The sequence below is a fragment of the Fluoribacter gormanii genome (assembly GCF_900156395.1).
GTDB lineage: Bacteria > Pseudomonadota > Gammaproteobacteria > Legionellales > Legionellaceae > Legionella > Legionella gormanii.
The window spans coordinates 157900-183038 of the sequence record NZ_FTNL01000004.1 but is presented as its reverse complement, the minus strand read 5'-3'; the positions used below and the strand labels follow the sequence as shown (position 1 = coordinate 183038).

The window sequence follows — 25139 nt, the reverse complement described above, 5'->3', positions numbered from 1 at the left end:
AAGCCCTGGCTTTCGCAGTCATCCGTATAAGAACTTCCAGTTCTTATAATCATCCTTGATAAATCATATCCATATGATTGCAATTCCATTTGAGTGACTTATATCCATACAAGCCATGTTTTAAATTTAGCATAGATAATTGGAAGCGCAAGCAGACTATGAGGCATTTTCCTAACTGATTTCAAAATATACCTCAAAAATCTTTTTACAAATTTCAATTAAAAACAATGTGTTAATAAAATTGTCGAGGTTTATGACAAAAAAAACAGCAATTATCTTTACCTGAATTAAGAAATATCTTACAAAAAATCAAGCAAAAAAAATACACTGGATATCCCTTAAATATAAGGTTTTCCACTAAAAAACTAAAGTAATTACAGTGTTTCCATACAAGTGCTTGATTATGTCAAAAGATGTGGTAATTTATTCAGCATCTAGATCACGCTTTAGAGCAATATGATGGACAAACAACCGATAACTACAGTAAAGAAAGATAAGCTCCACATTATAGATTGGCTTATTGAACATTTCCCAAATGCCTTTTTTAAAAAAGGAAATCAGATTAAGCCTCTAAAAATTGGAATATTTGACGATATTATCGACTTCTACGAGCGATTAGACACCCCACCTTTCAGTAAAAAATCGCTACGTGAAGCATTAAACTACTACAGTGCATCCCCAGCCTATCTAAATTGTCAAAAAGAAAACGCTGCACGAATTGATATCTATGGAAATGAAGTTGATGTAGTCACTCAAGAACAGGCCAGATATGCTCATCAACGTTATTTGGAACGTTATAATAAGAAGCAAAATTCAGAAAAAAACAATAGTAATAACCAAGATGGTGCATAGCGGCACTCAAGAAATCCAGGAGCGGCTTCAAATTCAGTCTTGGATAGCAACATTTAGTGGACTGCTTGAATTTTGAAGAGTGTTTGGATTTGAGCGTAGGTCACGCGAAATTGATATTGAGGAAACATAACATATTAATTTATGAATATTTCCTCCCTGCCTACTTCCGACGTACTCGAGGGATCCAGCTACGAAGTTACATTCACTGGTTTGCATCAAAAATTCGTGGGACGTGGCCCTGAGAAATAGGCTTAACTGAGTGCTACTCTAGCAGAATCATTTCGCGCAAAGGGTGATAAATCAAGCCGATTAGTGAATAGGGGATGAATGCTTAACCTAGCTCAGCCCCCTACTTTCACACGGATTCATTACTGAAAAGCCATCAAATAATTAACTCTGACATCCGATCCTAACGTAGCTTTTCTTAAAAATGGATTATAGTCCATACCTTTTAAATCAATTAAATTGAAATCCCAAGGACGAGCCATCGCGCACAACTCGCTGGGTTTAATGAACTTCTTATAATCGTGGGTCTGTTTGGGCAATAAATTTAATACATATTCTGCTGCAATTATAGCAGTAGCATACGCTTTAATTGTTCTGCTAATTGTTGATACAAATAAAAAACCATGAGGCTTAAGTAATCGCCTGCAGTGTTCAAACACTAAACCAGGATTTTCCACATGCTCCAACATTTCCATACACGTAATGACATCGAAACATTGATCCTTATATGTTTCAACCGAAGTACATTGGTAGTCAATGTTCAGATGATTTTTTTGTGCATGCTCCTGGGCTACAGAAATTGCTGCAGATTCAGCATCTATCCCTGTAACTTTAGCCCCAGAATTTGCCATGGCTTCACATAAAATACCACCACCACAACCAACATCCAAAACATTTAAATCAGCTAATTGAACGTGTTGTTTAATAAAATCCAGTCGTAGTTCATTAATATCATGAAGTGTTTTCAGTGGTCCTTCAGTATCCCACCATAAGTTGGCATGCTGAGCAAACTTACTAATTTCTTGAGGATTAACGGTTGATTCAGTATTACTCATATTTTTAATAAATCCAGAGGTTTAAAAAAATCGATCACATGTTGGTTGGTGATAAAACTTATATTATAAGGATGTTCTGCAATAAGTCCTATAGGCAATTGGTCCTGTGCAGCAATTTCAGCGATTTTTCCTAATAAAATCAGCTTAATTGTAGGTTTAATCAGACTCAACTGCCCAAAAAGGCTTTGCATAAAAGGCTTCCATTGACGCGCATGATAAGGAACTTTTCCCTCACTATAAACCAACGAGGCATTGAGCAGTAAAATACCTTTGTTCATCATTCCTTCGAACAATTCTTGCGCTGTTTGTACTAAAGAGCTTTTATCCACTAACGCAATATCGGCTTGTGAGGTATTTAATTGCAAATCTCCACGTGCCAAAAGCATCATTTTTATCCAATTGCGCAAAGAAGTTGCTCTGTTAACTGCTTTACTTAACCCGGTCGAACTCCATAAGTCGCCCACTGAGCTATCCCAAAAGGCATATCCATTAGCGGAGTCTTTACGTGGATAAGGTGATTCTCCTAATAAAATATATTGAGTCTTGGCAAGTGGTAAACTGAATGCCGCGAATAATCGCTCTGTTCCTGGCAACCAATTTTTATCATTTATTAGCTGATGCAAATACTCCTGATCCATAGTTTTTAATGCTTGGATTAGAATTTCTTTCCAATCAGTATGACAATTTTTTAAAAATGAGTGAGGTACCACTTTTATACTCGGTATTAATAATTCTAACGACCCTTCCAACATGACTCCATTTTCTATATAATGTCCTTTAATTGCACAGACATATAAAAGTTATGAGCACTAGCGTAAAGAATGAAGTAAACCTAACTAGCGATGCAATTCATAATCGTAACTGCTATGCTTATTTTGTTCAATTAAAAACTGCAATTAGCCACTGCCAAGACGTTGTAGAGCTCCTGCCAGAGTTCACCAAAGTACATGAAGTAATGGAGCAAGAATATAATAAGGACTATCCCTATGGTGATTTATATTCGTCTTGTATCTCCGCTTTAGAAAATTATATTGAGACTAACCCTACAGAAAAAGTCAAGAAACTGGATGAATTAGTTCTAGCTATTTACCACAATGACAACAAGATTCTCGAAGAATCTTCCAATTGGATAAATGACATTGGTGCCCAAATACATCCCCGGAAGTCCAATGTAGGAAAAAAAATTCAAAAAACAATAAAAGATACAAAAAAAACTGTTAATAGACACTCACCAAATAGTGCCGATGGAGTTTTCCGACGTCTTTATAATTTGTTTGCGGATAACTTTAAACCCCAATACGAAACCAATTTGCCAACAATCAAAAACTTTCCTTATAAAGAAGATTCAGATCCAATAGAGTATCGTTTTAGCACCCAAGCTCAGCGTCATAATGGACAAACTCGAATCAGTCCTCTTTTTAAACGTTGGCTGCAAATAAATGCTGAAACATCAGAACAACCCATATGCCATATATATTTTAACAATCTAGGGTTAGATCGAAGTGACTATGATATTGCGGGATCCAAAGAAAAAGATTTGACACTGGAATTACATAAACTTGAAGACGATCCGAGTCTCAAGGTTCTCGTCATTACCCTTCCTGCTCATGAAGGTTTAATGGAGGCCTCTGACTACGAAAAAACAAATGATCGTATATCCGCTGTATCTGCATTTGGTGAATTTCTAGATATAGCAAGCGAGAATACAAGTAAAAAAGTCATATCCGATTTTCACATTAGTCCCACAGCACGAAATTTGTTGTTTGGTGAAAAACAAAATCAAATCTTAAAAGAATTACTTCTGAATAGTTTTCGTGCACAAGGACTTAGCACTAGAAATTATATTTCCTCTGCGGAAAAACAAGCAGTTTGGGTGCACTTTATTAAGTATGAACTCCCCAATTACATCATACAAAAAGTAAAACCCAAGAGCTTCAATTTTTCATGCAAAGACGCAATAGATCGTGGAGCACTATCGTCTACTTATTATAACTTGTTACGATCATTTAAATTAGAAAAGCCTATAACAAAAAAAGAGTTTGAACGCTCTCTTGATGCAGCCGCTGCAAATGTTAAAGGAAGAGGCATGAATTTTCATCGAAAAATCATATGGAATGCCTTAAATACTTATGTCAATGCAAATTACCCAAAACTAATTAAGAATGAGAAGAAGTCTTGGCTTATTCATTGGCGTGATATGAACTGCCCTGAGATAAAAACCAAGCAAATTCTTAAAACAAGACTCAAGCAAACCATAGAACAATTTAATGCCCTACCCGAAGAAAATTTGAATATAAAAAAAATAGGCCTTCGGTTATTAAACACTGTAAAAAAGTTAGATAAACAAAAGTCCTGTAGTGACGAACTTCTGCTGGAAATAATTTCACGCACATCTGAACTTGTAAATACTTCGTCTGAAGAGTCAGTTAGAAACTACGTAGTTCTAACTGATGCACTTCAAATAAATTATCCTTCTTTATATGAAATCTCTGGCATGATGTTATCATTACTGGGTTTTATACTTTATATACCCTCGTTGGGATACTCCGAGGCCCTAATAGATTATGGAGTTTCTCTGCAAAATAAAGGTTTTTTCTCTGAAGACAGAACAGAACTAAGCGAAGAAATAGTTGAATTTACATCGGCTCTTCACTAACTATACACATCCAATTCCGCACATATTTTAACCAAAACCTCTAAATAAACCCTATCTTGTCATTGTCTGAAAATAACGCCATGGAAACAAATTTTTTACTTGCTTATTCGTGCCTTGTGGTTAAAAATAGAATTTACAGGGAGATTCTTAAACACAGGGAGCTGGTGTTATGTCTACTAAAGAACAAGAACTTGATGTACTTATAAAGAGTGATACAAATCCCTCTAATACGAATAGGGTCGTCATTGAAAAAGCTTTGTCTCAGATGAATTTTTCTGATGCGGCCAAACAATTATTGCTCAACCCAAATTCACCGGAATCTGATCTGGATAGTCTGCAAAGTATTGCATTAACACAAGAACACTTGGCACAAGTCAAAAAAAGTCTAGGTGCAATAGTTGATAGTTTACAAGATAACCCAAGCCTTATTTCACGTGCCGCTGCGTTTTGGGGTGAGTTGCCATTATGGCAAAGAATTATAGGTGGCGTTGCCATATCTGGACCGACCTTGATCATAGGAGCCGCAGCTCATATTGGGTTCCTCGTAACAATTAGTGGTGTAAGTGCTTTGGCATATACTACTAGCGGCATTGTTCTTGACGACCATCATTATCATACAAAAAATATCGCTCAAAAATTAAAAGAAGGAATTTTTGGTGTAGCAGAAATTCTTGAATTAACTATTGGAGCCTTGGATTCAATTCGCAAAAAACTAGCCGTTGAAATAGATAAGTTTAAAGAAGAAAATGAAAAATTAGCTAAAAACATTTCAAGATTAAATGAAGAAGTAGAAACATTGAGCGCTCAGGTGGAAGTGTACGTTGAAACTGAAAAATTACTTCGAAAGACAAAGGACGAACTTGAAAAAACCGCAGCATCCCTAAAACTTGATGCTGAAAAACAAAATAAACAATTTGAAACCACCCAAAAGGAACTTTTGAAAGCTCGCGACGAGCATTCAAGAAGCCTGGTATTATTATCCGAAAAAACATCTGAGCTAGCTGAAGTTAGAATATCCATGGGAGCTGAAGTAGAAAAAGCAAAAAAAATTGCCTCCACATTAGAGGGAACAGTCAGGATTCTATCCAGTGCAACCATAGCTGACGCAAGCCAACGACATGCTTTTCAAGAAAAGCTCAATTCGTTCCTGGAAAATAAAGCAGCTAGCTTTGACCAAGTAGCAGATCGAATTGGCAAAGCAGAATCCGAACTTTCAGAGGTTAAATCTGAATTAAAAGCAAGCACAGAGCGATTTAATAAATTATTAGAGCTTCAAGAAAAACAACTTCAGCGTCTTCAAGGTCTGGACAAACGTGTTGACGCCAGTACTCACCCAGAAATGTATCCTGCCAAAAATGACGAACAGGCAAAATCAGATGGGTTACTAAGTAAACTCGGCTTCATGGCTTTACCTCAATTATGGCCAATAGGTAACGCTTCTCCACCTCCAAAACCAGATAACCCTGTACCTTAATAAAAAAATTTTAATTTATCATTCCTCCAGGCATTATTGCCCGGAGGATAGAATGATAGAATAAGACCTAATTACCTCTATTTTTCTTTCTGGCATAACTTGACAACTCATTGTGAAGCCCACTAATTTCAGCTATTCTGTATTTTTAGCATTAATTCAAAAACCGTGATTAAATCATATAATAAACTGATAAATATAATAAAAAACAACCAAGAAATGATGGTGAAACAACTCCATCAATTTTGTGAGATAAATTCAGGAACAACTAATTTAGTTGGATTAGCGCACATGACTAATCTACTCCATACAGTCTATAAGCCAATTGCGGATACAATCTATAAAAAAAAACTTCAACCCTTATCAGTTATTGATATGTCGGGTAATACCTCACTCCAGACCTGTGGAGATGTTCTGCTCATAAGAAAGCGGCCCCACTTAAAGCGACGTGTTTTACTTTGTGGGCACATGGATACTGTTTATGCGGAGAATAATCCATTCCAGAAATTAACTTATATTAATGATAACTGCATCAACGGGCCTGGGGTTACAGATATGAAAGGTGGGCTTATTGTGATGTTGCATGCCTTATCTGCTTTTGAATTAAATGAATGTGCATCAGAGATAGGTTGGGATGTTTTAATTAATGCAGATGAAGAAATTGGTTCACCGGCATCTGCTGTACTTTTCGATGAACTCGCGTCTAACTATCAAGCGGCGTTGGTATATGAACCCGCCATGACAGCAAATGGTACTTTAGCTAAAAATCGTAAAGGAAGCGGAAAAATAACATTAATTGCAACTGGAAAGGCAGCTCACGCGGGGCGAGATTTTGCAGAAGGCCGCAATGCAATTTGTTACTTGGCTGAAGCAATTTGTGCCATACACTCTCTTAACGGCAAACGTGATGGGGTTACCATTAACATAGGAAAAATAGCAGGTGGCGAGGCACTTAATGTAGTTCCTGATAAAGCTGTAGCGCAACTTGACATTAGAATTAGTCTGCCTGAAGATGAATTTTGGGTACGAACTGAACTGGATCATATTATTTGTCAATTAAAACGTTCAGACTACTCTTTATGTGTTCATGGTGTTTTTGGAAGACCCGTAAAACGGGTCTGCTCAGGTACAGAACGTCTGTTTCATCGAATTCAACATTTAGGACAAGAGCTCGGTTTATCTATAGACTGGAAAGATAGTGGTGGCTGCTGTGATGGAAATAACTTGGCCCACCTCGGTTTACCAGTCCTGGACACACTTGGAGTCAGGGGAGGAAATATCCACAGCGCAGATGAATATATACTACTCGATAGTTTATCTGAACGTGCTGCCCTTAGTACCTTACTCTTACTCGACCTTGCTCAAGGTGGCTTAGAGGATTTAAAAAATGATGCTATTTCGTAGTGCTTGCAATGCAGATTTAGATGCCATTCATCATTTGGCCGAAGAAAGCGGTGTAGGAATTACAACACTTTCTAAAGATAAAGAAATATTAGCAAAACGAATTCTCTGGTCGAGTGATTCCTTCAAAAAAAATATAGAAAAACCAAATAATGAATATTATTTATTCGTTTTAGAAAACCCGAAAAGTAAAAAAATAATAGGTGTTTCAGGTATTGAATCCTGTACCGGTCATGAAGCTCCTTTTTATTCTTATAAAATTTCCAAGCGTACCCGAATTTGCCGCTCATTAAATATTCGTAGTGATTATGAGGTTTTGAGCCTGGTGAATGATAATCAAGGTCGAAGTGAAATCTGTACACTTTTTTTAGAACCGAAGTATAGGAAAAATAAAAATGGCTTATTACTTTCCAAGGCGCGGTTCCTATTTATTGCCCAACATCCCCAACGCTTCGCTTCAACAGTAATTGCTGAAATGCGTGGGATCTCTGATGCAAATGGCATATCACCTTTTTGGGATAATGTAGGAAGTCATTTCTTTCATATGTCATTTGCCGATGCCGATCGACTCACTCTGGCAACCGACAAGCAATTTATAGCCGATTTAATGCCGCGAAATCCTATATACATTAAGTTACTGTCGCCGGAAGCACAAGCAGTAATAGGTGAATCTCACCCATCTACGCAAGCAGCCATGAAAATCTTATTAAAAGAAGGGTTTCGATATAACAAGTACGTTGATATTTTTGATGCAGGCCCTACACTTGAGGTACCCCTATCAAAAATCAAAACCATTGAGCTTAGTCGAGTTGTAACCATTAAAAATATTAGTGATGAGGTGAGTAGCGCCAATTATTTACTAGCAAATACCCAATTGGATTTTCGAGCAACCGTTAATAGCGTGCTCGTTAATAAGGAAAATAATACCTGTATTATTAGTAAAAAAACAGCCAATCTCCTGCAAGTCAAATGCGGAAATCAATTACGAATAGCTCCTTTACAATTTGATAGTGGAGAGATAAATGACTAAATCATCCATAATGCATGGCAAAGGACAGTATATTAACGGCCTATGGATACAAGGTGATGGAACTATACTCGAATCCATAAACCCAAGCTATGGTACCTTACTTTGGCAAGGTACCATAGCTACAGAGCAGGAGGTTACAGCTGCGTGTGATGCTGCACGACAAGCACTATTATCTTGGTCTTCTCTTGATTTCGAACAACGTGCACATTATACCCAAAACTTTGCCCAGCAAATTGATAAAAATCGCGACTACCTGGCACATTTAATCGCTTTGGAAACAGGCAAGCCCTTATGGGAAGCCCATACTGAAGTCAGTGCTGTTATAGGAAAAATTAATTTATCCATACAGGCTTATCATGAGAGAACTTGGACAAAAATAACCAAAACTACCGAAGCGAATGCGTGTCTTCGTTTTAAACCTCAAGGTGTTGTAGTCGTTCTTGGTGCATTTAATTTTCCAGCCCATTTAAGTAATGGTCACATAGTTCCTGCTCTTCTTGCAGGCAATACAATTCTTTATAAACCAAGTGAGCAAGCACCTGCGGTAGCTGAATTTATTATGCAGTGTTGGCATGAAAGCAAAATTCCGCCCGGAGTAATAAATTGCTTACAAGGTGATGCATCTTGTGGAAGAGCCTTGCTATCACAAGATATTCAAGGTGTATTTTTTACAGGAAGTTATGCAACAGGCTTGCGCATCCATCAACAGTTTAGCGATAAACCTGAAGTAATTTTAGCTCTTGAAATGGGAGGAAACAATCCTTTAGTTATTGATGAAATTTCCGATCTCAATGCTGCTGTTTATCATACATTACTCTCTTCACTTCTTACGGCAGGCCAACGCTGCACTTGTGCACGACGAGTCATTATTCCCGACTCACATCAAGGTGATGACTTCATGAATCATTTTATCAAAACATGCTCATCAATTAAGATCGGACCTTTCGATCAAAAGCCAGAACCATTCATGGGGCCCGTTATTAGTCATGAACAAGCCATTAAACACCTCCATAGTCAAAAAAAACTTATTGAGTCTGGTGGCTCTCACCTCTTATCCATGGCTTTACTTGCTGAGAATACTGGCTTGCTATCACCAGGCATTATTGATATGACTCACTTTGAAAATCCTCCAGATGAGGAGATTTTTGCACCATTAGTCCAAATATATCGGTACAATCATTTTGATGAAGCAATCAATCTGGCGAACCAAACCCGTTACGGTTTAGTTGCGGGTTTGTTAAGTAATAATGAGCAACATTATCATCAATTTTATCAACAAGTTCGAGCTGGATTAATTAATTGGAACAAACCCACGACGGGTGCCGCCAGTAGTCTTCCTTTTGGTGGAGTCGGATTAAGTGGAAATCATAGACCAAGCGCTTATTTTGCGGCGGATTATTGTGCTTATCCAGTAGCGAGTATGGAACAGCCTCTCCTGACAATGCCAGAACAGACATTACCAGGTATTGGTAGCCTTGGTACTCCTTAACATTTGGCCACTCAATGAACCCGAGCTACGACGTTATGATTCGGACAAACAGTTAAATACAACTTGAAACAGAAGATTAAAAAATGAACGTTTATGAATTAAACTTGGATGGCCTGGTTGGCCCTACTCACAACTACGCAGGTCTTGCAGCAGGTAATATTGCATCGCTATCTAATGCCCTAGCAAGTTCCAATCCCCAATCAGCTGCCCTGCAAGGGTTGGAAAAAATGCACTTGCTTCATAAAATGGGACTTAAACAAGGTTTATTTCCACCACATCAACGCCCTAATCTTGAGCTACTGCATCAACTAGGTTTTTGTGGTACACCGAAAGAACAAATTAATAAAGCCTATAAAACAGCACCTGAGCTTCTGAGCGCCTGTTATTCAGCTTCCAGCATGTGGTCAGCAAATGCTGCCACAATTTCTCCGAGCACTGATACACAAGATCATAAAGTTCATTTTACGGCTGCAAATCTTGTAAGTAATTTACACCGACACCATGAAGCTGATTTTTCAAAAAAAATTTTGGAGTTTATTTTCGCAAACTCAAATTACTTCCGTCATCACCCTATTCTGCCACGCTCAACCATTATGGGGGATGAAGGTGCAGCTAATCACAGTCGTATCTGTCAAAACTACAATCAACCCGGGATTCATCTTTTCGTATACGGGAAAAAAGGATTAGGGAGCAATCCATTATCTGGACCAATGAAATATCCAGCACGACAAACACAAGAAGCTTCAGAAGCCATAGTCCGTCAACATCAGCTATCGACAGACCGTGTTGTATTTGCTTGTCAAAATTCCCTTGCTATTGACCAGGGCGTTTTTCATAATGATGTGATATCTGTAGCCAATGAATCCGTTTTACTAGTCCATGAACAAGCTTTCCATCAACAAAGTTATGTGCTTAAAGAGTTAAGCGAAAAAGCCTCATTCCCTATAAATATCATCCAAGTTTCACAAAAAGAACTGAGTGTGGCTGATGCAGTTGAAACCTATCTTTTTAACTCACAAATTATTAGTCTATCAAAACAAACCTCTATGATGCTTATTGCTCCATTTGAGTGTCAAAATAATCCGCGTGCTAATGCGTGCATTGAGAGAATACTTTCTGATGGGTCTAATCCTATTAATTCAGTTCATTTCCTTGATCTGAAACAAAGCATGCGAAATGGCGGTGGCCCTGCTTGCCTCAGATTGCGTGTTCCGTTAAATGAAGAAGAGCTCCAAGCAATGCATCAAGGTGTTTTGATAAATGATGAATTATTAAAAATTTTGGAGCAGTGGGTATTAAAACACTATCGAACTGAGTTGAGTGCGACAGACTTGGCTGATCCTCAGTTACTTGATGAATGTTTTTGTGCCCTGGATGAATTGACTCAAATACTAAAACTAGGATCGATCTATCCCTTTCAATTAGAGAAGACTACCTAAAATGTGGAAAACAAAGTTAGGCACATGCATTTATACTTCTCCTTCCGGTTATAAAGTATATCAGAATGCATGCTATCGCTGGCTAAAGTTAGGTAGTAACGCCCTACAAACAGTTATAAATCGCCATAATCCACATAAACCGGGTTTATACTATCTCCCAGCACTTACATTAATGGCCCGCAAATATCTTGGGCCTACTTGTATGTTAGGACTAGGTGGCGCAGGGGTCGCATTGATGCTCAAGGACATCCCTCTAATTGCTGTAGATAATAGTGAAGAAGTCATCGAAATAGCAAAGCGTTTTTTTATAATCGATCGTTTAAAAAATTTAACCATTATTCATGAAAATGCGATGGATTATGTCCAAAAATGTGAACTACATTTCTCGCACTTAATTGTTGATCTGTACAATGCAAATCATTTTCCACCTGAGTGCGCTAATGCCCAATTTTTTGCCTCATGCAAAAAAATAATAACTGAAGATGGAGTTTTGGCCGTTAACTTGGCAAATATAAAAGAACAATATCCGATTTTTCAATTAATTAAAAATCAATTTAGCCATACGTTGGTCATCCCAATAAGACAAAGTGCTAACATGGTAATTCTCGCTGCAAAAAATGACAGTAAAGAATTATTTATAAAAAAAATAAATGAAACAGATGCTTTTAAGCGAATTATTTGGGTAGACTCCTGGGGCTATGTTGGGGATTATAAGAAAACTATCTGGCAGCAATTAACAACCTATTTTAAGCGTTAATAATCTTCAGCCCGCTGCTATTGATTGATGACTCCCATAGAACATGTCCTGGGAGTTTTTTGGTTTTGACAAAAAAATTGCGGAACAGCTAATTGAAATTTTTAAACTACAAAACAATCCCGGGGTCAAAAGAAGATACTGTTTCAGCAAACTCGTTAATTGCTTGAATTTCTTTGGGTGGTTTAAATAATCCATACGCTGTGATACCACCAGCTAATGCACCAAAAACAGTACTTGATGAGGCAACAGCTACAGCAGCTGTGTAACCACTTGCGAGCCCAGCAAAAAATGCTCCTGGACCGGTCCACCAACTACAAGCAACACCAATTGAAAATCCAATTATGGCTGTTACAGTAAGTACGACCGCAGCCGCTGCAATTGAAAGCACAGCTTTAAAAGCATCAGAATGCTCATCTTTCAAAATAGTTTTACATTGATTTGTAAAGTCTTCGATCGCTTTAGCTTTAAGTCTTGGGCTAGCACTAGGATTGCCTGGCTTACCTAATATAACATCTGCCAGCGTAGTTAATTTCTCATTTATCAATATACCCTTTTTTTGGGGTAATTCGTTTAGACTTTTTTGGAGTGTTGCAACAGCCTCCTTCCATGAGAGTAGAAGATTAGCGCCACAGTGCTTACAGATTAATTTAAAAAGATCCTCTACATTTTCCCCTGTATTTGCAGAAGTAGTGATAAAATCAGCAAACAATACTTTTGACTTGATTTTGTCTAGAGCCTTTTTATCTGCTTCAGGAGAATCTGATTTTGTACCAACACAAATAATAGGAGCATTAGGTACAAAGTGACGAAATTCTTCAATGCTCTTAATAATTTCTTGCTCATTAATTTCTTCAGTTAGATCAATACAAAATACACCAACAACAGCTCCCCTAAAAAACATATGACTCATTGCTTTGTATCGTTCAGCTCCAGCTGTATCCCATAAGAGGACCGAATCATCGGAATTTATTTCTCGCGTCAAAAAATCAGCGCCTATAGTAGGACGAACATTCTCTACAAAATTTTGTAACCCTGCGATTCGATGAAGTTGGGTTTTGCCACTTCCACTTTTACCAAAAAAAACAACTTTGTATTGCATGAGGAACCTCAAAATTATTTACACATAACAAATTAGGGAGAGATGCATTCAAAATTCATAAAAATGTGATGCAAAACCTTAATACAAATTAACCATATTTATGATTGCAACAAGCTAGCGAATGAACTGATGACTTTAGCAAGGATGAACATACTACAAAAATAATGATTAGTACTGCCTGAGGTTGTTTACCTCAAGCAGCAACCAGACTTAAATTTCCATTAAGTCTTTTTCTTTTTCAGCCAATAACCCATCTATTTCAAGAATGTATTTATCGGTTAGCTTTTGAATCACTTCTGCTGCTCGACGCTCATCATCTTCAGAAATGCTTTTATCTTTGACCAATTCCTTCAATTGAGTATTGGCATCTCTTCTGATATTACGTATGGAAACTTTTCCTTGCTCGCCTTCATTACGAACGACTTTGATGAGTTCCTTTCTTCGTTCTTCAGTCAATGGCGGCATTGGGACACGAATTGCGGAACCTGCTGTAGCAGGATTCAACCCTAAATCAGAAGTCAAAATAGCCTTTTCTACGGCTGCCACCATAGATTTTTCCCACGGAGTCACTAAGATTGTTCGTGAATCACTAGCAGAAATATTAGCAATTTGATTTAATGGGGTCATAGTTCCATAGTAATCAACTTGTACGTGATCCAGTAAACCGGCATTCGCTCTTCCAGTGCGAATTTTTGTCAGATCAGTCTGTAACACCTCAATGGTTTTTTTCATTCGCTTTTCTGAATCTTGCTTAATCTCATTTATCATGATTAGCTCCGACTATAGTTCCTACGCGCTCTCCAGATACAATTCTTCTTAATGCATTAGGTGCAGTCATATCAAATACCTGTAAGGGCATGCCTTGATCCTGACAAAGACAAATTGCAGTAGAGTCCATCACTTCCAAACCTTGTGTTAAAACTTCAATATAAGTTAAATAATCATAACGTTTGGCATTAGGGTTTTTAAAAGGATCTTCTGAGTAAACACCATCTACTTTAGTTGCTTTTAAAACTACATCCGCTCCTATTTCAATAGCTCTTAAACAAGCGGCTGTATCAGTTGTGAAAAATGGATTTCCAGTCCCAGCCGCAAAAATAACTACATGTCCAGTTCGCAAATGTTCAATTGCTTTACGCCGGTGGTATGGGTCAACTACTCCAAGCATGGGAATAGCTGACATTATACGCGCCGGCATATCAATACGTTCCAAAGCATCTCTCACAGCTAAAGCATTCATTACTGTAGCAAGCATCCCCATATGGTCGCCAGTTACACGTCCAACACCCGCTTGAGAAAGTGCCTTGCCACGAAATAAATTACCACCACCTAATACGAGACCAACCTCAACGCCCATCTTAATTAAATCGGCTATATCCCTAGCTAATGTATCCAAGACTGAGGGATCAATTCCGAATTGTGACTTGCCCATGAGGGCTTCGCCACTATATTTAAGTAAAATACGCTTATATTTTAATGTTGGGTGACTTTCATTCATCATGTACGAACCTGAGCCATCACTTCTTCAACAAAGTTATCTTCTTTTTTCTCTATCCCTTCACCAACTTCGTAACGAACAAAAGAAAGAACTTCGGTGTTCTTTTCTTTCAAAAGTTGGCCTACTTTGATATCTGGGTTTTTTACAAATGGTTGACCTAATAAGCTCACTTCATCAATAAATTTATTGATTCTACCTTCAATCATTTTATCGATAATTTCTTGTGGTTTGCCACTTTCTTTTGCTTGAGCAGTAAAAATTTCACGCTCATTTTCAATAGCTTCAGTAGATACTTGATCTCGACTTACTACAATTGGTTTGCTCGCAGCAACGTGCATTGCAATGTCTTTAGCAAGTTCTTCTTGATCATTTTTAAGTGCAGCCATAACACCAATTCGTGAACCATGTAAATAGCAACCAATAACTCCTGCATCGCACTGCATCCGCTCAAGGCGTCTTAATTTAATGTTTTCACCAATTTTTGCTACTAACTCTTGACGAGCTTGTTCTACAGGAACGCCAGAAGAAAGAGTAATCGCTGACAATTCTGCAATTGTCGTGGCTGAACTATTTAATGCAGCATCAGCAACCATGTTTGCAAAGTTAGTAAAGTTCTCATCACGAGCAACAAAATCTGTTTCACTGTTAATTTCTAACATCACTGCACTGCGTCCATCAGCAGAACGTGCAATCACTACCACACCTTCAGCAGCTACGCGATCTGCTTTTTTATCTGCTTTTGCCTGGCCTGCTTTGCGCATTTCAATGATTGCAGCCTCTATATCACCATTGGTTGCTATTAGAAATTTTTTACATTCCATCATACCAGCACCTGTACGCTCACGTAACTGCATGACTAAACTTGCACTAATTGACATTTTCATTTCTCCGTATAGCAAAAGGGGGGCAAATTAAGGTGTTTAAACACCCAGCCCCCCTATATTTTAAAATCTAATTATTCCCCAGCTTTTTCTGCATCGTTAGTTTGTTCAACTACTTCTACAAATTCAGCGTCAGATGAACCCACTCCCACTGTATTACTGCCTTTAGCATCTAAAATAGCATCAGCAACGCAACGGACGTAAATATCAACTGCTCTCATGGAGTCATCATTACCAGGAATAATATAATCAATATTTCTTGGGCTATTGTTGGTATCAACAACACCAATTACGGGTATTTTTAATCGATGAGCTTCTTCAACAGCAATGTGCTCGAAGCCAACATCAACAACAAACAGAGCATCAGGTAAACCGCCCATGTGCTCAATACCACCTAAACCTCTTTCTAATTTTTCAAGTTCACGGGTAAGCATCAATGCTTCTTTTTTAATCATGCCGTTAAACAATCCTTTTTCTTTCATTTCTTTTAATTCTTTTAAGCGAAAAATTGATTGGCGAACTGTTTTATAGTTGGTCAACATACCACCTAACCAACGATGATCGACATAAGGCATGCCACAACGCTTCGCATGTTCACGAATACTGTCTTGGGCGGCTCTTTTAGTTCCTACAAATAGAATTTTTGCTTTATTAGATGCTAATCTGCCAACATAGTTCACAACATCGTTGAGCATTACCATTGTTTTTTCAAGATTGATAATGTGAATTTTGTTACGGGATCCAAATATATAATCACCCATTTCAGGATTCCAAAAACGTGTTCTGTGTCCAAAATGAGCTCCTGCTTCAAGCAATTCACGCATGCTGATATTCATAATTTATTTTCTCCAGGGTTATTCGTCCACGCTCCCCATACGAAACCCTTAAGGGACCCTATCGTATGTGCCGAATCGTGTGTGTATTTAAAGCGCGACATTTATACCATATTTGTCGAAACTCATCAATTAAATTTAGTTTGCAAATCTTTTTTTTATCTTGTGCTAAGCTTTTTTATATATGGTCCGTTAATTATTCGTGCCAGAAATTAAAACAAAACTAGTTTTTATATGCAGTAATTTATTGAAACTTAAAAATTAAGAATAAAAATGTATCAATATAATCCAAACTTACATGTAAAAATCTGGTTAACTAATAATCCAAATGTATTCATGAATTTGGAAAACCAAATTCGCCTTATTGAAATGCGTGAAAAAAATCCCACTGATTCAATTCATTTAGTATATGACTCCAATTTACTAACACATTCATCAGTAACTTCGTTACACGAATTTTGCAGGGAACATAAAATTATATCTCTTGATGCGCATACAATTCATACATCACTCCAATCGGATAATGAAAAGAAGTTATACGATTTTTATAAAGACGAAATTTGCAATTTAAAATCTGGTGGGAATTTGGCTGTTGCAAGTGATATTTTAAGATGGCTGTCACCAGTATTTAAAAAAGGCACTTATACAGATTTCGATTTTCCAGTTGATACATCCAATCTTCCCAAGATGATTGCAACTGAAATGCCCATACTCCTCAACATTGGTAGTTTAAAAATGGGTAAAAAGGAATTTATTCTGTCAAATAATGATTTTGTTGCTATTGTGGATGAAATTGCTGCAAGGAAAAATATCGAGCGAGTGCAAAGTGGATTGATCTCAAGGCTCGAACATTATGATACCGACTTTATTGAACGAACTGAAAGTGAATTAAATGCAGACAGCTTTATAAATCGTCATCTTTTAAAATTTATGAAAAATCGTTCTGAATCACTTTATATAGCTAAATCCAAAGAAATCATTCCACCAGATGCATCCAATTCTTCATTAAAAATCAGAGCATACATTAATGAAGTAATGACTGATAAAAATAAATTTTTAGATTTTAACAAAATCGATGTACAAGAAACTCATGAACATGTAATCCAAAGATTAAGAAAAGATCTCGAAACTCAATTAAACTTGATTAAATATCTTTTTTTTAGCAAAGAATACTCTTCAATTAAGCATATTTTAGAAAAAAATGATGATAAGTTCCTCAACTATTTAATGAATAAGGAGCGTGATCTTTATATTAAATCAATTGTCGTCTGCACCACAGGACCAATACAAATATCAAATGCATTATTTAGTGGTTACGTTGTGGACTCTGATAAATTTATTAAAGAGATTCAACCCTTATCTTTTAATCATTATGGATTGCAAAATGCTTTTCGTTCACAAAATTCTATTCCATTGCATGAAAATGTTTTGGGAATGCTAAAATTTCTAGGTGTTGACGAAGGTGAATTAAATGATTCTTCATGGTTAGATTCTGGAAAAAAACTACAAGCATCACGAACAAAATTACTTGCCGCACGCCAAAAAGAGCTGGCTTTAAGCTTACCTGCTTCTTTTTGTTCAATAAAAAATGAAATGGAACGATACATCCAAAAAATAACGCACACACCGAAACACTTTGCTTCTAAAGAAAGAAGTCGTGCAAGAATAGAAGATCTTGAACTCATATTAAGCTGTTTTAATCAAGACAATCAATTTAATATTCTCCAATTTAAAAATGTTTTACATAACATCCGTCACCATAACGGATATACACAAAAATTAATCGAAGATCTTGAAACTCTTTGTCATGATGCAATAATTTTTAGCGTTGCAAAAGATAAAAAAATAAAATTGAGTCCCCCTTCTTATCAATTGACTCAATCGTAGAAAATATATTTAGCTATAAAGAGTCATCGTTTATAGAAAAATTATTAATATTCAAGTAATTAGTAGCATATAAAAAGTAACGTATTTATTCGCCTCATAGACTATACTCCATTTAAAGTCATCGTGGTGATATAAATAAACAGAAAAGTTGGTTTAATAATTATAAGGAATTGATAATGAATAAAAAGCTTATCTGGCTAGCAACACTCGCTTTAGTATTATCTTTAGGACAGCCAAGTTTTGCATGTATTGGTGATTTAAAACATTGTAATTCCCATCATCAATTTGATAAATTAGCACAAGAACTTAATCTTTCTGCAGATCAAAAAGCCAAACTCAAAGCATATAAAGAAAAAGCCAAAGTGGACTTCAAAGAAAACTATGCTCAACTCAGACTATTACGAAGTCAGATAAACTCTTTGGTTAAAACTGATAAAATTGATGAGGCAAAACTTGATGCTTTAATAGAGAAAGTAAATAAAATAAGAGCCTCTATGTTAAAAAGTAAGATAATGATGCAACATCAAATGTTTGCACTTTTAAATGACAATCAGAAAGCCAAATTTCTCGAATTAAAGAAGAAATGGTTTATGAAGCATAATGATTAGACCTACATTGACAAAATCCATGGGGAATATAATTACTTTTTAAACTCATAGAAAGGCGTAATTATATCGTCCTCTGCCGTTGTATTCGGTGATAAGGATTCCCCTGTTGTCGAAAAAAATAGATATTCTCGTTGTTCTAGAACATTCGTTTTTTGTGAAGAAGGATCCTTTAAAGTTGCAAAGACACATAAATTTATAGTTTCATCTATGAGTCCCGGATTAATACCTACTGCTAGATCCACTAATTCGTTTAGAATAGTTGTTGCATCGATTTCACGGGGAACAAAAGGTTTATAATTTGCTATTAAACTCTTTATAACCTGCTCTCGGACTTTATCCAACACTTCTTGTGGCTCATATCGTGCTAAAAAATCCTTTAACGTTATAGGATTGTATTTAGGAAAAACATAATTGCTGGAAAGCCTCTCAAATAATGCAGGGTAATTCCGATTGTTTATTCCATGTGCTCTAGCCTGAGTGAATAATTCATCTTGACTAGGAAAATTTCCAAGCTTTCCTTCGCGTTCATAATAGAGACAAATTTTAAGCAACGGTAAATCGAAGGCCTCATTGAGATATTTTTGAATAAGCATCATTTCCAGTAAGCTAAGATAATAATCTTTTAAATCCGCTTTCGGAGAAAACTCTATAGCGCGAACAAATAAGCCTACTAATGAATCTTTTGGTGCATCGAGTAAAACTTCATTCATTTCAAAACCATTTTCTGTCTCTTGAATTTCTTTACCCAGTTCATCTAAAGTTTTAAGATTTAGTCTTGTAGTTTCTGCGCTTTTACTCTGTAATTTAATCTCTTTTCTTTCATCTCTTTTTTTTAATTTATCGATCCTGTTTGTATTAGCATCTTTTGTATTAACATCATATACATAGGCTTCTTCTGCATTAATTAGGACTCCATAACGACGTCCACCACATGAGTAAGTCGGTACATACTTTTGGTAAACAAGTAACGTTGTTGAAGAAAGACAATTACCGTCTTTACTGATAAATAATTTAGCTTCGGTAGCCCAATCTGTTAAACTTACATTATCTGGCTCTACAATAATTCGATTTACAGTTTTTGCAATTAGCCGATTTGCTTTAAAAAGAGTACCAATTGTCGGTTTGCTTTCTTTCGAATACATAAGACATCATAAATCTAATTTAACTCATGTATAATTGTAGATCAATGTGAGTAATATTGTGTCGAGAGTACCAATTTTGTTTTCAAATTTGCCCAATGAAATTTTAGAAATTATTTGTTCATCCCTAAACGTTAAAGAAGAGCGTAACCTAGGCCTGTTATTTCAAAATGTCGAACACTTGAGAAAAAAAAACATGATGACTCAATTAACTCAAGTTCTGAATAGTTCAGAAGCTGCTATGTTCCATCATTTATTGCGATGCATTATAGAAAATGAAAAAACAGGGCTCGCTATCTTACAAAATGAACATTGCAAAAATATATTAATTACGCAAAAACCTAAATCCTTACCTCATTGGATATTAAGTATTGGGGAATGTCAGCCTCATTTATTAGAATTTATTATGGAGGATGAGGATTACAGAAATTCATTAACCAAGGTAGAAACTGATTATTTAATCACAAATTATGAGAAATTATTATCTCCAGGATTGTCAGCTAAAATCAATGAAGAATTAACCCATAAAAAAGATTTTCATTTCGAAGAAGTATTATTTGATGAGGATGAAGAAAAGGAAATAAATCCATTTGGTCCTTTGCCATAGATATAATTCCAGTAAAAATAAATTTATTTAACGCATCGGGGAAGGCACACAAGAGAGCGTTCTATCAACATAGAACATCGATAATTAACTTCCAAAGCAGCATGTCAATAATATCAGCCTTTTTATTTTACTAATTTCAATTAATTTTAATTATCACCTGATAATTTATGACTATACTTTAGAAATCTTGATTTAATTTTGGACTAATTCAGGGTGGAATAGCATGATATTAACTTATCTCAAATACCATATTTTAAAGTGCATCCCTGTCAAAGAAGCCTCAACAGAAGAGGAAAAAATTAAGATATATAAGTTCAGATATGAGGTTTATCATGAAGAGCATAAGATGATTGAAGAAACTTATGATCATCAACAAAAAATTCTTAAAGATGAATTCGATGATAAACAAAATTCATTACACACCTATACGACGAATAAAAAAAATATTTCAAGTGCATGCAGAGTACATTATTTAGAACGAGGATTAGTACCAGAAGAAAATAATTTGAAGTATTTTTTACATGAGTTACCTCTTGCCCATAACCAATCAATAGCATTTGCGGAAAGGCTTGCAGTACAGCGCTATAAACGAGGTAAATATCTTGTAGTTTTGCAAACCATTCATATCTCGACCAGGTTAATTCGTGATTTTAATAATTATTTTTCGTTTGCAAGTTGTGCTCCTGGCTTACTTAAACATTACATGTTGCTCGGTTATAGACCCTATACAACGGAACTCATACAGTTTAATGACAGAGTGGAAATTCCAATTGTAGTAATGCCTGATATGCAGTTTCTGAAAAACATGAAGTCGATAAATTATCCTCTAATGAAAAAATACTGTCCAAAATCTTTAAAAGATGACTATGAAAATTTTCGGCCAGATGTCCTGGAAAACTACCTAACTTCAGATAAAACTATTGATGATATAGATTCTACTTTTTTTTTAAAGTATAAAAAATCATTCCTATACCATTTAAAAAAGGGAACAATTAACTTCCTTATTAAAAATTGTTATTTTTTAAATCTTAAAAAAGGATCGCTGCTATTTAGTGAAAAAGAGCACCATCAGGAGCGATTTGCTGTTTTAAATGGAGAACTTATTGTATCCAAAAAATCAATAACTATCTTGAAAATCCATCCTGGTGATATATTCGGTGAGTTTGGAACATACCATGATAATTATTTAAGACATGTATCAGTAACGGCACTGGAAGACTGTAGATTAATGGTTATTCCACGTAGTTTCGAGAAAAGGCTATTCAATTTTGACCCGTCTCTTTATATCAACTTTATCGAATCTTATATAAAAAGCATTTCAAATAGAGAAAAAAAATTGATCATTAAAATTATTTCTAAACACAGATAGGAGATTTACATGTCTAATTCTGAGATGTTTTCAAGAAATTATGGATATATAGATAATGATATTCAAAAAAAAATAAGTGAAGTAAAAATATTAATTGCGGGTTGTGGTCTAGGTAGTTATATTGCAGAAGCACTCGTACGATTGGGATGCTCCAATTTTATATTGGTCGATCACGACACAATTGATGTCCACAATTTAAATCGTCAAAACTATATTTACACTGATATTGGTCATTTTAAATCTGAACGCTTAAAAATAAGGATGCAATTGATAAATCCCGAGATTCAAGTTGAATGTATCATTGAACCTGTTTCAGAAGAAAATGCTCAAAAACTTGTCGGAAGTGCGGATATTATTATAGATACAATTGATTTCTTGAGTGTAAAAGGACTCGTTGCACTCTACCAACAATGCTATTTACAAAGTAAACCTGTTATAAGCTCGCTTAGTGCTGGGTGGGGAGCAATTGCTTTTTATATACCCGCTTCAAATCAGACAAAAAACTGGTTTAAAGAAATTTTCAATATTTCTTGTGTGGACAATGCGGAGCCCATGGAATATGCCTATTACTTTAAACAGCTTATTTATCGAATCAAGCCCCATCTTCCTGATGAGGTGTCTACTAATTTAATTAATGTATTTGATCTGATGGCCGAGAATAAACCATGCCCGGCATCACAGCTTTCTGCGGGTTCATTTGCAGCCGCATCTTTATGCACAACTATTTTATATCGAGTACTTGCAAATAAAGAGATTGTCGCACTTCCATATGCAATGGGGTTGGACATGAATATGGTTACATTAAACTCAGCTTTTCCTCTGTCATGATTGTATAAAGGAATAATTCTCAAAAATAAATATGTGATCAGATAATGGGATGAGAACAGTTTTGAACGAGAATATTATCGGTACATCACCCCAAGATTTAGTTTATTTTTATAAACTATTGATTAAATTCATAATACCCATGATATTTTAGAACAGGCTTATTTAAAATTAGACGCAATACATCTTATTTTAAAACGAAAAGCCGCTGTTACAAAAGCAAGAGCAAAATAAAGTCGGTCAATTAAGATCACTAAATGTTACTGAAAAGTTAGAGCAGACCAAATCATTTTTGCCTATAATGCTATCAGCTAATCAATCGAATTAGGAATTTGGTGTATTATGTCAAATAAAATGAAGTTTACCGGCATTAATGTTGAAACCCTTTTGTTAGTTGCTGTGTGGGAAGCCCCTTTTATTTTTCAAGGATGTTTTAAAATTACGGAATTGCAGGAAAAAAAAACTGTTCTTTTTTTCTTTAGATGTAAAGCGAGACATGTGCAGCAATCAGATATTTTTAACCATGATTTTTCACCTGAGTTATATGAATTTACCCATTTATATAATGAAGCGGGGCTGATTCAGTTAAGTCACCTAGATCAAGCGCAAGAAGATGCTCTATATTTATTGAAATATGCACTACATATAACGTTGGGAAAAATGCTAACTAATAGAAAAACGCATTTTACATCAATAGATGATATTGCAATGCAGGCACTGATTGATAAAGTTAGGCCAATTTTGAACAAAGAATTAACTCTACCTGAAGAAGATCATATAGGATTTGCTGTTGCAATGGATTTTCGACCAGAGGAAGATATAGCATTATCAGCCGCATTGACTTTGCTTGGTAAATTAAAAAATATAGATACTAAAATAATGAAAACTCATTAGAAACTATTATATAGATTCCTTTTTTTCCATTGCTTTTTTCAAGTCTGGTGTGGATTCAATTAAGACTGAAAATCACATTAATAAGCCTTATTAAAGGGTTATTGTTGATTAAGTCGCCCCTCCTCTTTTGTTTGCTTATGCTAGATATAAAAATTAGCTTGTTCAAACTCTTTTGAAGGTATTAGATGTTTCTGAATCCTCTGATTGAGAATCGATTGATGTGGACTCTTGTGCGCCAGAGGTTGCTCCTCCTGAATCATATTTTTTTACTTGTCGCCAATGGGTTGGCTCTCCTTGCTGGAACGTTCTACTAAAAAAACTTCTTTCGTATTGATTTAAAGTGTTTTTTACAAGTTGTAACTTTAAAATTGCTTTATATTTCAATAAGGATGCATATTTATCAGTGCCTTGTTCGATCTCTTGCACTATAGCTGTTTTTATTTGTTTCCATAACTCCTTGTTTTCTCCTTCGCGCGCTCTTAGCATCATATCTTTCAATTGGGCCGGATTATTAAGTGGAATTTCCTCCCTTGCCAATTTAAAAGACATTTGCTTTACTTGGGAAAAGTCTTTATCGAAATGGATTTCTTCTAGACGTTGTATGTCCTTCTGTAATTCTTCCCATCGTTGCTTATCTCCGCGTATACGCACCCAATTAAGCAAATAGGTCAGTTGAGAGAGGTTTGTGGGGGTATCACTGTAATTTATACAAGCCTCTTTTGAATTTAATTCCCCTTTTGCAACTAGACCATGGCAATTTATAAATTCGCCATATTTACCGTTAAAATTTATACCGAAGCTGAAGCCTGACTCATCTAAATTTCGCCCATTCCCTGCACAAAGTTGCAGATTAGTGAGCTGGAATCCCATTTCAGTAAGTTGTTTATCAAGAACTTCTAAAATTTCTTCATCATCAAACAAGCCGTTTGGATAATGTGAGCTGTTAAATCCTATTACTGCTTCAATTTCAGCATCTTTAGGCGCATTAGCCACCATTGCAGCGATAACTTCTTTTCCCACTTGCGAATCTAAAGTATAACTTGTAATGCCTCCTGGAAAATGGATCATAGAGAGACGCTTAACTTCATTGCTGTCCTTGACAAAGAAAGCAAATGATACGCATTCAGTCATGCCAGAGGTGAAAATTCCATGGGCTTCCCTTGAATCTATATTAATCACGTTTCTTGGATCGCACTCAGCATAGAACGGCGCGTATTTATAAGAAATAACATCATCATCAATCGGATCTATGTACATAATTAACCTCACACAGATAATTATAGTACTTTATGGATAATTAATAATTATTAACTAGACCTCCTGTCACTACCTTAATTACCTCA

The 25139-nt window shown here is 35.9% G+C and carries 23 protein-coding genes; 14 read left to right on the top strand and 9 right to left on the bottom strand.

Going from position 1 to position 25139, the window contains the following annotated elements; all coding sequences use genetic code 11:
• The first annotated feature begins 459 nt into the window (after nucleotides 1-459).
• Entirely contained in the window at nucleotides 460-852 is a 393-nt protein-coding gene (locus BW930_RS04440) for a ProQ/FinO family protein (RefSeq protein WP_058469587.1), read from the top strand.
• 368 nt (nucleotides 853-1220) lie between these two features.
• Here BW930_RS04440 and ubiG read toward each other — a convergent pair whose 3' ends face one another.
• Together ubiG and BW930_RS04430 are read right to left on the bottom strand one after the other, a co-directional pair.
• Nucleotides 1221-1913, bottom strand: a complete 693-nt coding sequence (ubiG, locus tag BW930_RS04435; protein ID WP_058469586.1) for a bifunctional 2-polyprenyl-6-hydroxyphenol methylase/3-demethylubiquinol 3-O-methyltransferase UbiG — start codon at nucleotides 1911-1913, stop codon at nucleotides 1221-1223.
• The gene (locus BW930_RS04430) at nucleotides 1910-2665 is read right to left on the bottom strand and encodes a uracil-DNA glycosylase family protein (RefSeq protein ID WP_432416327.1); all 756 of its coding nucleotides are present in this window, start codon (nucleotides 2663-2665) and stop codon (nucleotides 1910-1912) included. Before BW930_RS04430 ends, ubiG begins: the two co-directional genes overlap by 4 nt.
• Before the next feature lie 50 nt (nucleotides 2666-2715).
• Between BW930_RS04430 and BW930_RS04425 the strand changes: the two genes are divergently transcribed.
• The 7 genes from BW930_RS04425 to BW930_RS04395 all read left to right on the top strand — a co-directional run bounded on the left by BW930_RS04425 (nucleotide 2716) and on the right by BW930_RS04395 (nucleotide 12156).
• On the top strand, nucleotides 2716-4569 hold the full coding sequence (locus tag BW930_RS04425) for a hypothetical protein (protein WP_076547487.1): 1854 nt from the start codon (nucleotides 2716-2718) through the stop codon (nucleotides 4567-4569).
• 169 nt (nucleotides 4570-4738) lie between these two features.
• Nucleotides 4739-6043 (top strand): LegC2/C7 family Dot/Icm T4SS effector, encoded by a 1305-nt coding sequence (locus BW930_RS04420; protein ID WP_058469585.1) that lies wholly within the window; start codon nucleotides 4739-4741, stop codon nucleotides 6041-6043.
• A gap of 165 nt (nucleotides 6044-6208) precedes the next feature.
• On the top strand, nucleotides 6209-7444 hold the full coding sequence (locus BW930_RS04415; RefSeq protein ID WP_076547484.1) for a hydrolase: 1236 nt from the start codon (nucleotides 6209-6211) through the stop codon (nucleotides 7442-7444).
• Nucleotides 7428-8471 carry an arginine N-succinyltransferase gene (locus BW930_RS04410; protein WP_058469583.1) on the top strand — a complete coding sequence of 348 codons (1044 nt, stop codon included), beginning with the start codon at nucleotides 7428-7430 and terminating at the stop codon, nucleotides 8469-8471. The genes BW930_RS04415 and BW930_RS04410 overlap by 17 nt, the downstream gene beginning before the upstream one ends.
• A complete protein-coding gene (gene astD, locus BW930_RS04405; protein ID WP_058469582.1) occupies nucleotides 8464-9960 on the top strand; it encodes a succinylglutamate-semialdehyde dehydrogenase in 1497 nt (498 codons plus the stop codon). The genes BW930_RS04410 and astD overlap by 8 nt, the downstream gene beginning before the upstream one ends.
• Nucleotides 9961-10043: 83 nt before the next feature.
• A complete protein-coding gene (astB, locus tag BW930_RS04400; protein ID WP_058469581.1) occupies nucleotides 10044-11399 on the top strand; it encodes an N-succinylarginine dihydrolase in 1356 nt (451 codons plus the stop codon).
• 1 nt (nucleotide 11400) lies between these two features.
• A complete protein-coding gene (locus tag BW930_RS04395; RefSeq protein WP_058469580.1) occupies nucleotides 11401-12156 on the top strand; it encodes a spermidine synthase in 756 nt (251 codons plus the stop codon).
• 106 nt (nucleotides 12157-12262) lie between these two features.
• Here the strand turns inward: BW930_RS04395 and BW930_RS04390 are convergent, their stop codons facing one another.
• From BW930_RS04390 to rpsB, 5 genes are all read right to left on the bottom strand, one after another.
• Nucleotides 12263-13255, bottom strand: a complete 993-nt coding sequence (locus BW930_RS04390) for a Rab family GTPase (RefSeq protein ID WP_058469579.1) — start codon at nucleotides 13253-13255, stop codon at nucleotides 12263-12265.
• A gap of 210 nt (nucleotides 13256-13465) precedes the next feature.
• On the bottom strand, nucleotides 13466-14023 hold the full coding sequence (gene frr / locus BW930_RS04385) for a ribosome recycling factor (RefSeq protein WP_058469578.1): 558 nt from the start codon (nucleotides 14021-14023) through the stop codon (nucleotides 13466-13468).
• Entirely contained in the window at nucleotides 14013-14756 is a 744-nt protein-coding gene (pyrH, locus tag BW930_RS04380; RefSeq protein ID WP_058469577.1) for a UMP kinase, read from the bottom strand. Before pyrH ends, frr begins: the two co-directional genes overlap by 11 nt.
• Entirely contained in the window at nucleotides 14753-15631 is an 879-nt protein-coding gene (tsf, locus tag BW930_RS04375; RefSeq protein WP_058469576.1) for a translation elongation factor Ts, read from the bottom strand. The genes pyrH and tsf overlap by 4 nt, the downstream gene beginning before the upstream one ends.
• Nucleotides 15632-15708: 77 nt before the next feature.
• Entirely contained in the window at nucleotides 15709-16473 is a 765-nt protein-coding gene (rpsB, locus tag BW930_RS04370) for a 30S ribosomal protein S2 (protein ID WP_115266191.1), read from the bottom strand.
• Nucleotides 16474-16740: 267 nt separating this feature from the next.
• Here rpsB and BW930_RS04365 point away from each other — a divergent pair, with 267 nt between their 5' ends.
• Both BW930_RS04365 and BW930_RS04360 read left to right on the top strand, forming a co-directional pair.
• Entirely contained in the window at nucleotides 16741-18354 is a 1614-nt protein-coding gene (locus BW930_RS04365; protein ID WP_058469574.1) for a glycosyltransferase family 88 protein, read from the top strand.
• A gap of 176 nt (nucleotides 18355-18530) precedes the next feature.
• The gene (locus BW930_RS04360; RefSeq protein ID WP_058469573.1) at nucleotides 18531-18962 is read left to right on the top strand and encodes a Spy/CpxP family protein refolding chaperone; all 432 of its coding nucleotides are present in this window, start codon (nucleotides 18531-18533) and stop codon (nucleotides 18960-18962) included.
• Nucleotides 18963-18994: 32 nt separating this feature from the next.
• Here the strand turns inward: BW930_RS04360 and BW930_RS17305 are convergent, their stop codons facing one another.
• The gene (locus tag BW930_RS17305; RefSeq protein ID WP_238587921.1) at nucleotides 18995-20104 is read right to left on the bottom strand and encodes a hypothetical protein; all 1110 of its coding nucleotides are present in this window, start codon (nucleotides 20102-20104) and stop codon (nucleotides 18995-18997) included.
• Nucleotides 20105-20162: 58 nt separating this feature from the next.
• Here BW930_RS17305 and BW930_RS04350 point away from each other — a divergent pair, with 58 nt between their 5' ends.
• From BW930_RS04350 to BW930_RS04335, 4 genes are all read left to right on the top strand, one after another.
• Nucleotides 20163-20708, top strand: coding sequence for a hypothetical protein (locus BW930_RS04350; RefSeq protein ID WP_058469572.1), 546 nt, complete (start codon nucleotides 20163-20165; stop codon nucleotides 20706-20708).
• Nucleotides 20709-20931: 223 nt separating this feature from the next.
• Nucleotides 20932-22077: a Crp/Fnr family transcriptional regulator gene (locus BW930_RS04345; protein ID WP_058469571.1), complete on the top strand. Its 1146-nt coding sequence runs from the start codon at nucleotides 20932-20934 to the stop codon at nucleotides 22075-22077.
• A 9-nt stretch (nucleotides 22078-22086) separates the two neighbouring features.
• Entirely contained in the window at nucleotides 22087-22905 is an 819-nt protein-coding gene (locus BW930_RS04340) for a ThiF family adenylyltransferase (protein WP_058469570.1), read from the top strand.
• Between the two features lie 339 nt (nucleotides 22906-23244).
• On the top strand, nucleotides 23245-23796 hold the full coding sequence (locus tag BW930_RS04335; RefSeq protein ID WP_058469569.1) for a hypothetical protein: 552 nt from the start codon (nucleotides 23245-23247) through the stop codon (nucleotides 23794-23796).
• A gap of 162 nt (nucleotides 23797-23958) precedes the next feature.
• Here the strand turns inward: BW930_RS04335 and BW930_RS04330 are convergent, their stop codons facing one another.
• The gene (locus tag BW930_RS04330; protein ID WP_238587920.1) at nucleotides 23959-25065 is read right to left on the bottom strand and encodes a hypothetical protein; all 1107 of its coding nucleotides are present in this window, start codon (nucleotides 25063-25065) and stop codon (nucleotides 23959-23961) included.
• Nucleotides 25066-25139: the final 74 nt, after the last annotated feature.

Coding starts and splice junctions, on each gene's coding strand:
- BW930_RS04440 (WP_058469587.1), top strand. CDS start 460: ATGGACAAACAACCGATAACTACAGTAAAGAAAGATAAGCTCCACATT.
- ubiG (WP_058469586.1), bottom strand. CDS start 1,913: ATGAGTAATACTGAATCAACCGTTAATCCTCAAGAAATTAGTAAGTTT.
- BW930_RS04430 (WP_432416327.1), bottom strand. CDS start 2,665: ATGTTGGAAGGGTCGTTAGAATTATTAATACCGAGTATAAAAGTGGTA.
- BW930_RS04425 (WP_076547487.1), top strand. CDS start 2,716: ATGAGCACTAGCGTAAAGAATGAAGTAAACCTAACTAGCGATGCAATT.
- BW930_RS04420 (WP_058469585.1), top strand. CDS start 4,739: ATGTCTACTAAAGAACAAGAACTTGATGTACTTATAAAGAGTGATACA.
- BW930_RS04410 (WP_058469583.1), top strand. CDS start 7,428: ATGATGCTATTTCGTAGTGCTTGCAATGCAGATTTAGATGCCATTCAT.
- astD (WP_058469582.1), top strand. CDS start 8,464: ATGACTAAATCATCCATAATGCATGGCAAAGGACAGTATATTAACGGC.
- astB (WP_058469581.1), top strand. CDS start 10,044: ATGAACGTTTATGAATTAAACTTGGATGGCCTGGTTGGCCCTACTCAC.
- BW930_RS04395 (WP_058469580.1), top strand. CDS start 11,401: ATGTGGAAAACAAAGTTAGGCACATGCATTTATACTTCTCCTTCCGGT.
- BW930_RS04390 (WP_058469579.1), bottom strand. CDS start 13,255: ATGCAATACAAAGTTGTTTTTTTTGGTAAAAGTGGAAGTGGCAAAACC.
- frr (WP_058469578.1), bottom strand. CDS start 14,023: ATGATAAATGAGATTAAGCAAGATTCAGAAAAGCGAATGAAAAAAACC.
- pyrH (WP_058469577.1), bottom strand. CDS start 14,756: ATGATGAATGAAAGTCACCCAACATTAAAATATAAGCGTATTTTACTT.
- tsf (WP_058469576.1), bottom strand. CDS start 15,631: ATGTCAATTAGTGCAAGTTTAGTCATGCAGTTACGTGAGCGTACAGGT.
- BW930_RS04365 (WP_058469574.1), top strand. CDS start 16,741: ATGTATCAATATAATCCAAACTTACATGTAAAAATCTGGTTAACTAAT.
- BW930_RS04360 (WP_058469573.1), top strand. CDS start 18,531: ATGAATAAAAAGCTTATCTGGCTAGCAACACTCGCTTTAGTATTATCT.
- BW930_RS17305 (WP_238587921.1), bottom strand. CDS start 20,104: ATGTATTCGAAAGAAAGCAAACCGACAATTGGTACTCTTTTTAAAGCA.
- BW930_RS04345 (WP_058469571.1), top strand. CDS start 20,932: ATGATATTAACTTATCTCAAATACCATATTTTAAAGTGCATCCCTGTC.
- BW930_RS04340 (WP_058469570.1), top strand. CDS start 22,087: ATGTCTAATTCTGAGATGTTTTCAAGAAATTATGGATATATAGATAAT.
- BW930_RS04335 (WP_058469569.1), top strand. CDS start 23,245: ATGTCAAATAAAATGAAGTTTACCGGCATTAATGTTGAAACCCTTTTG.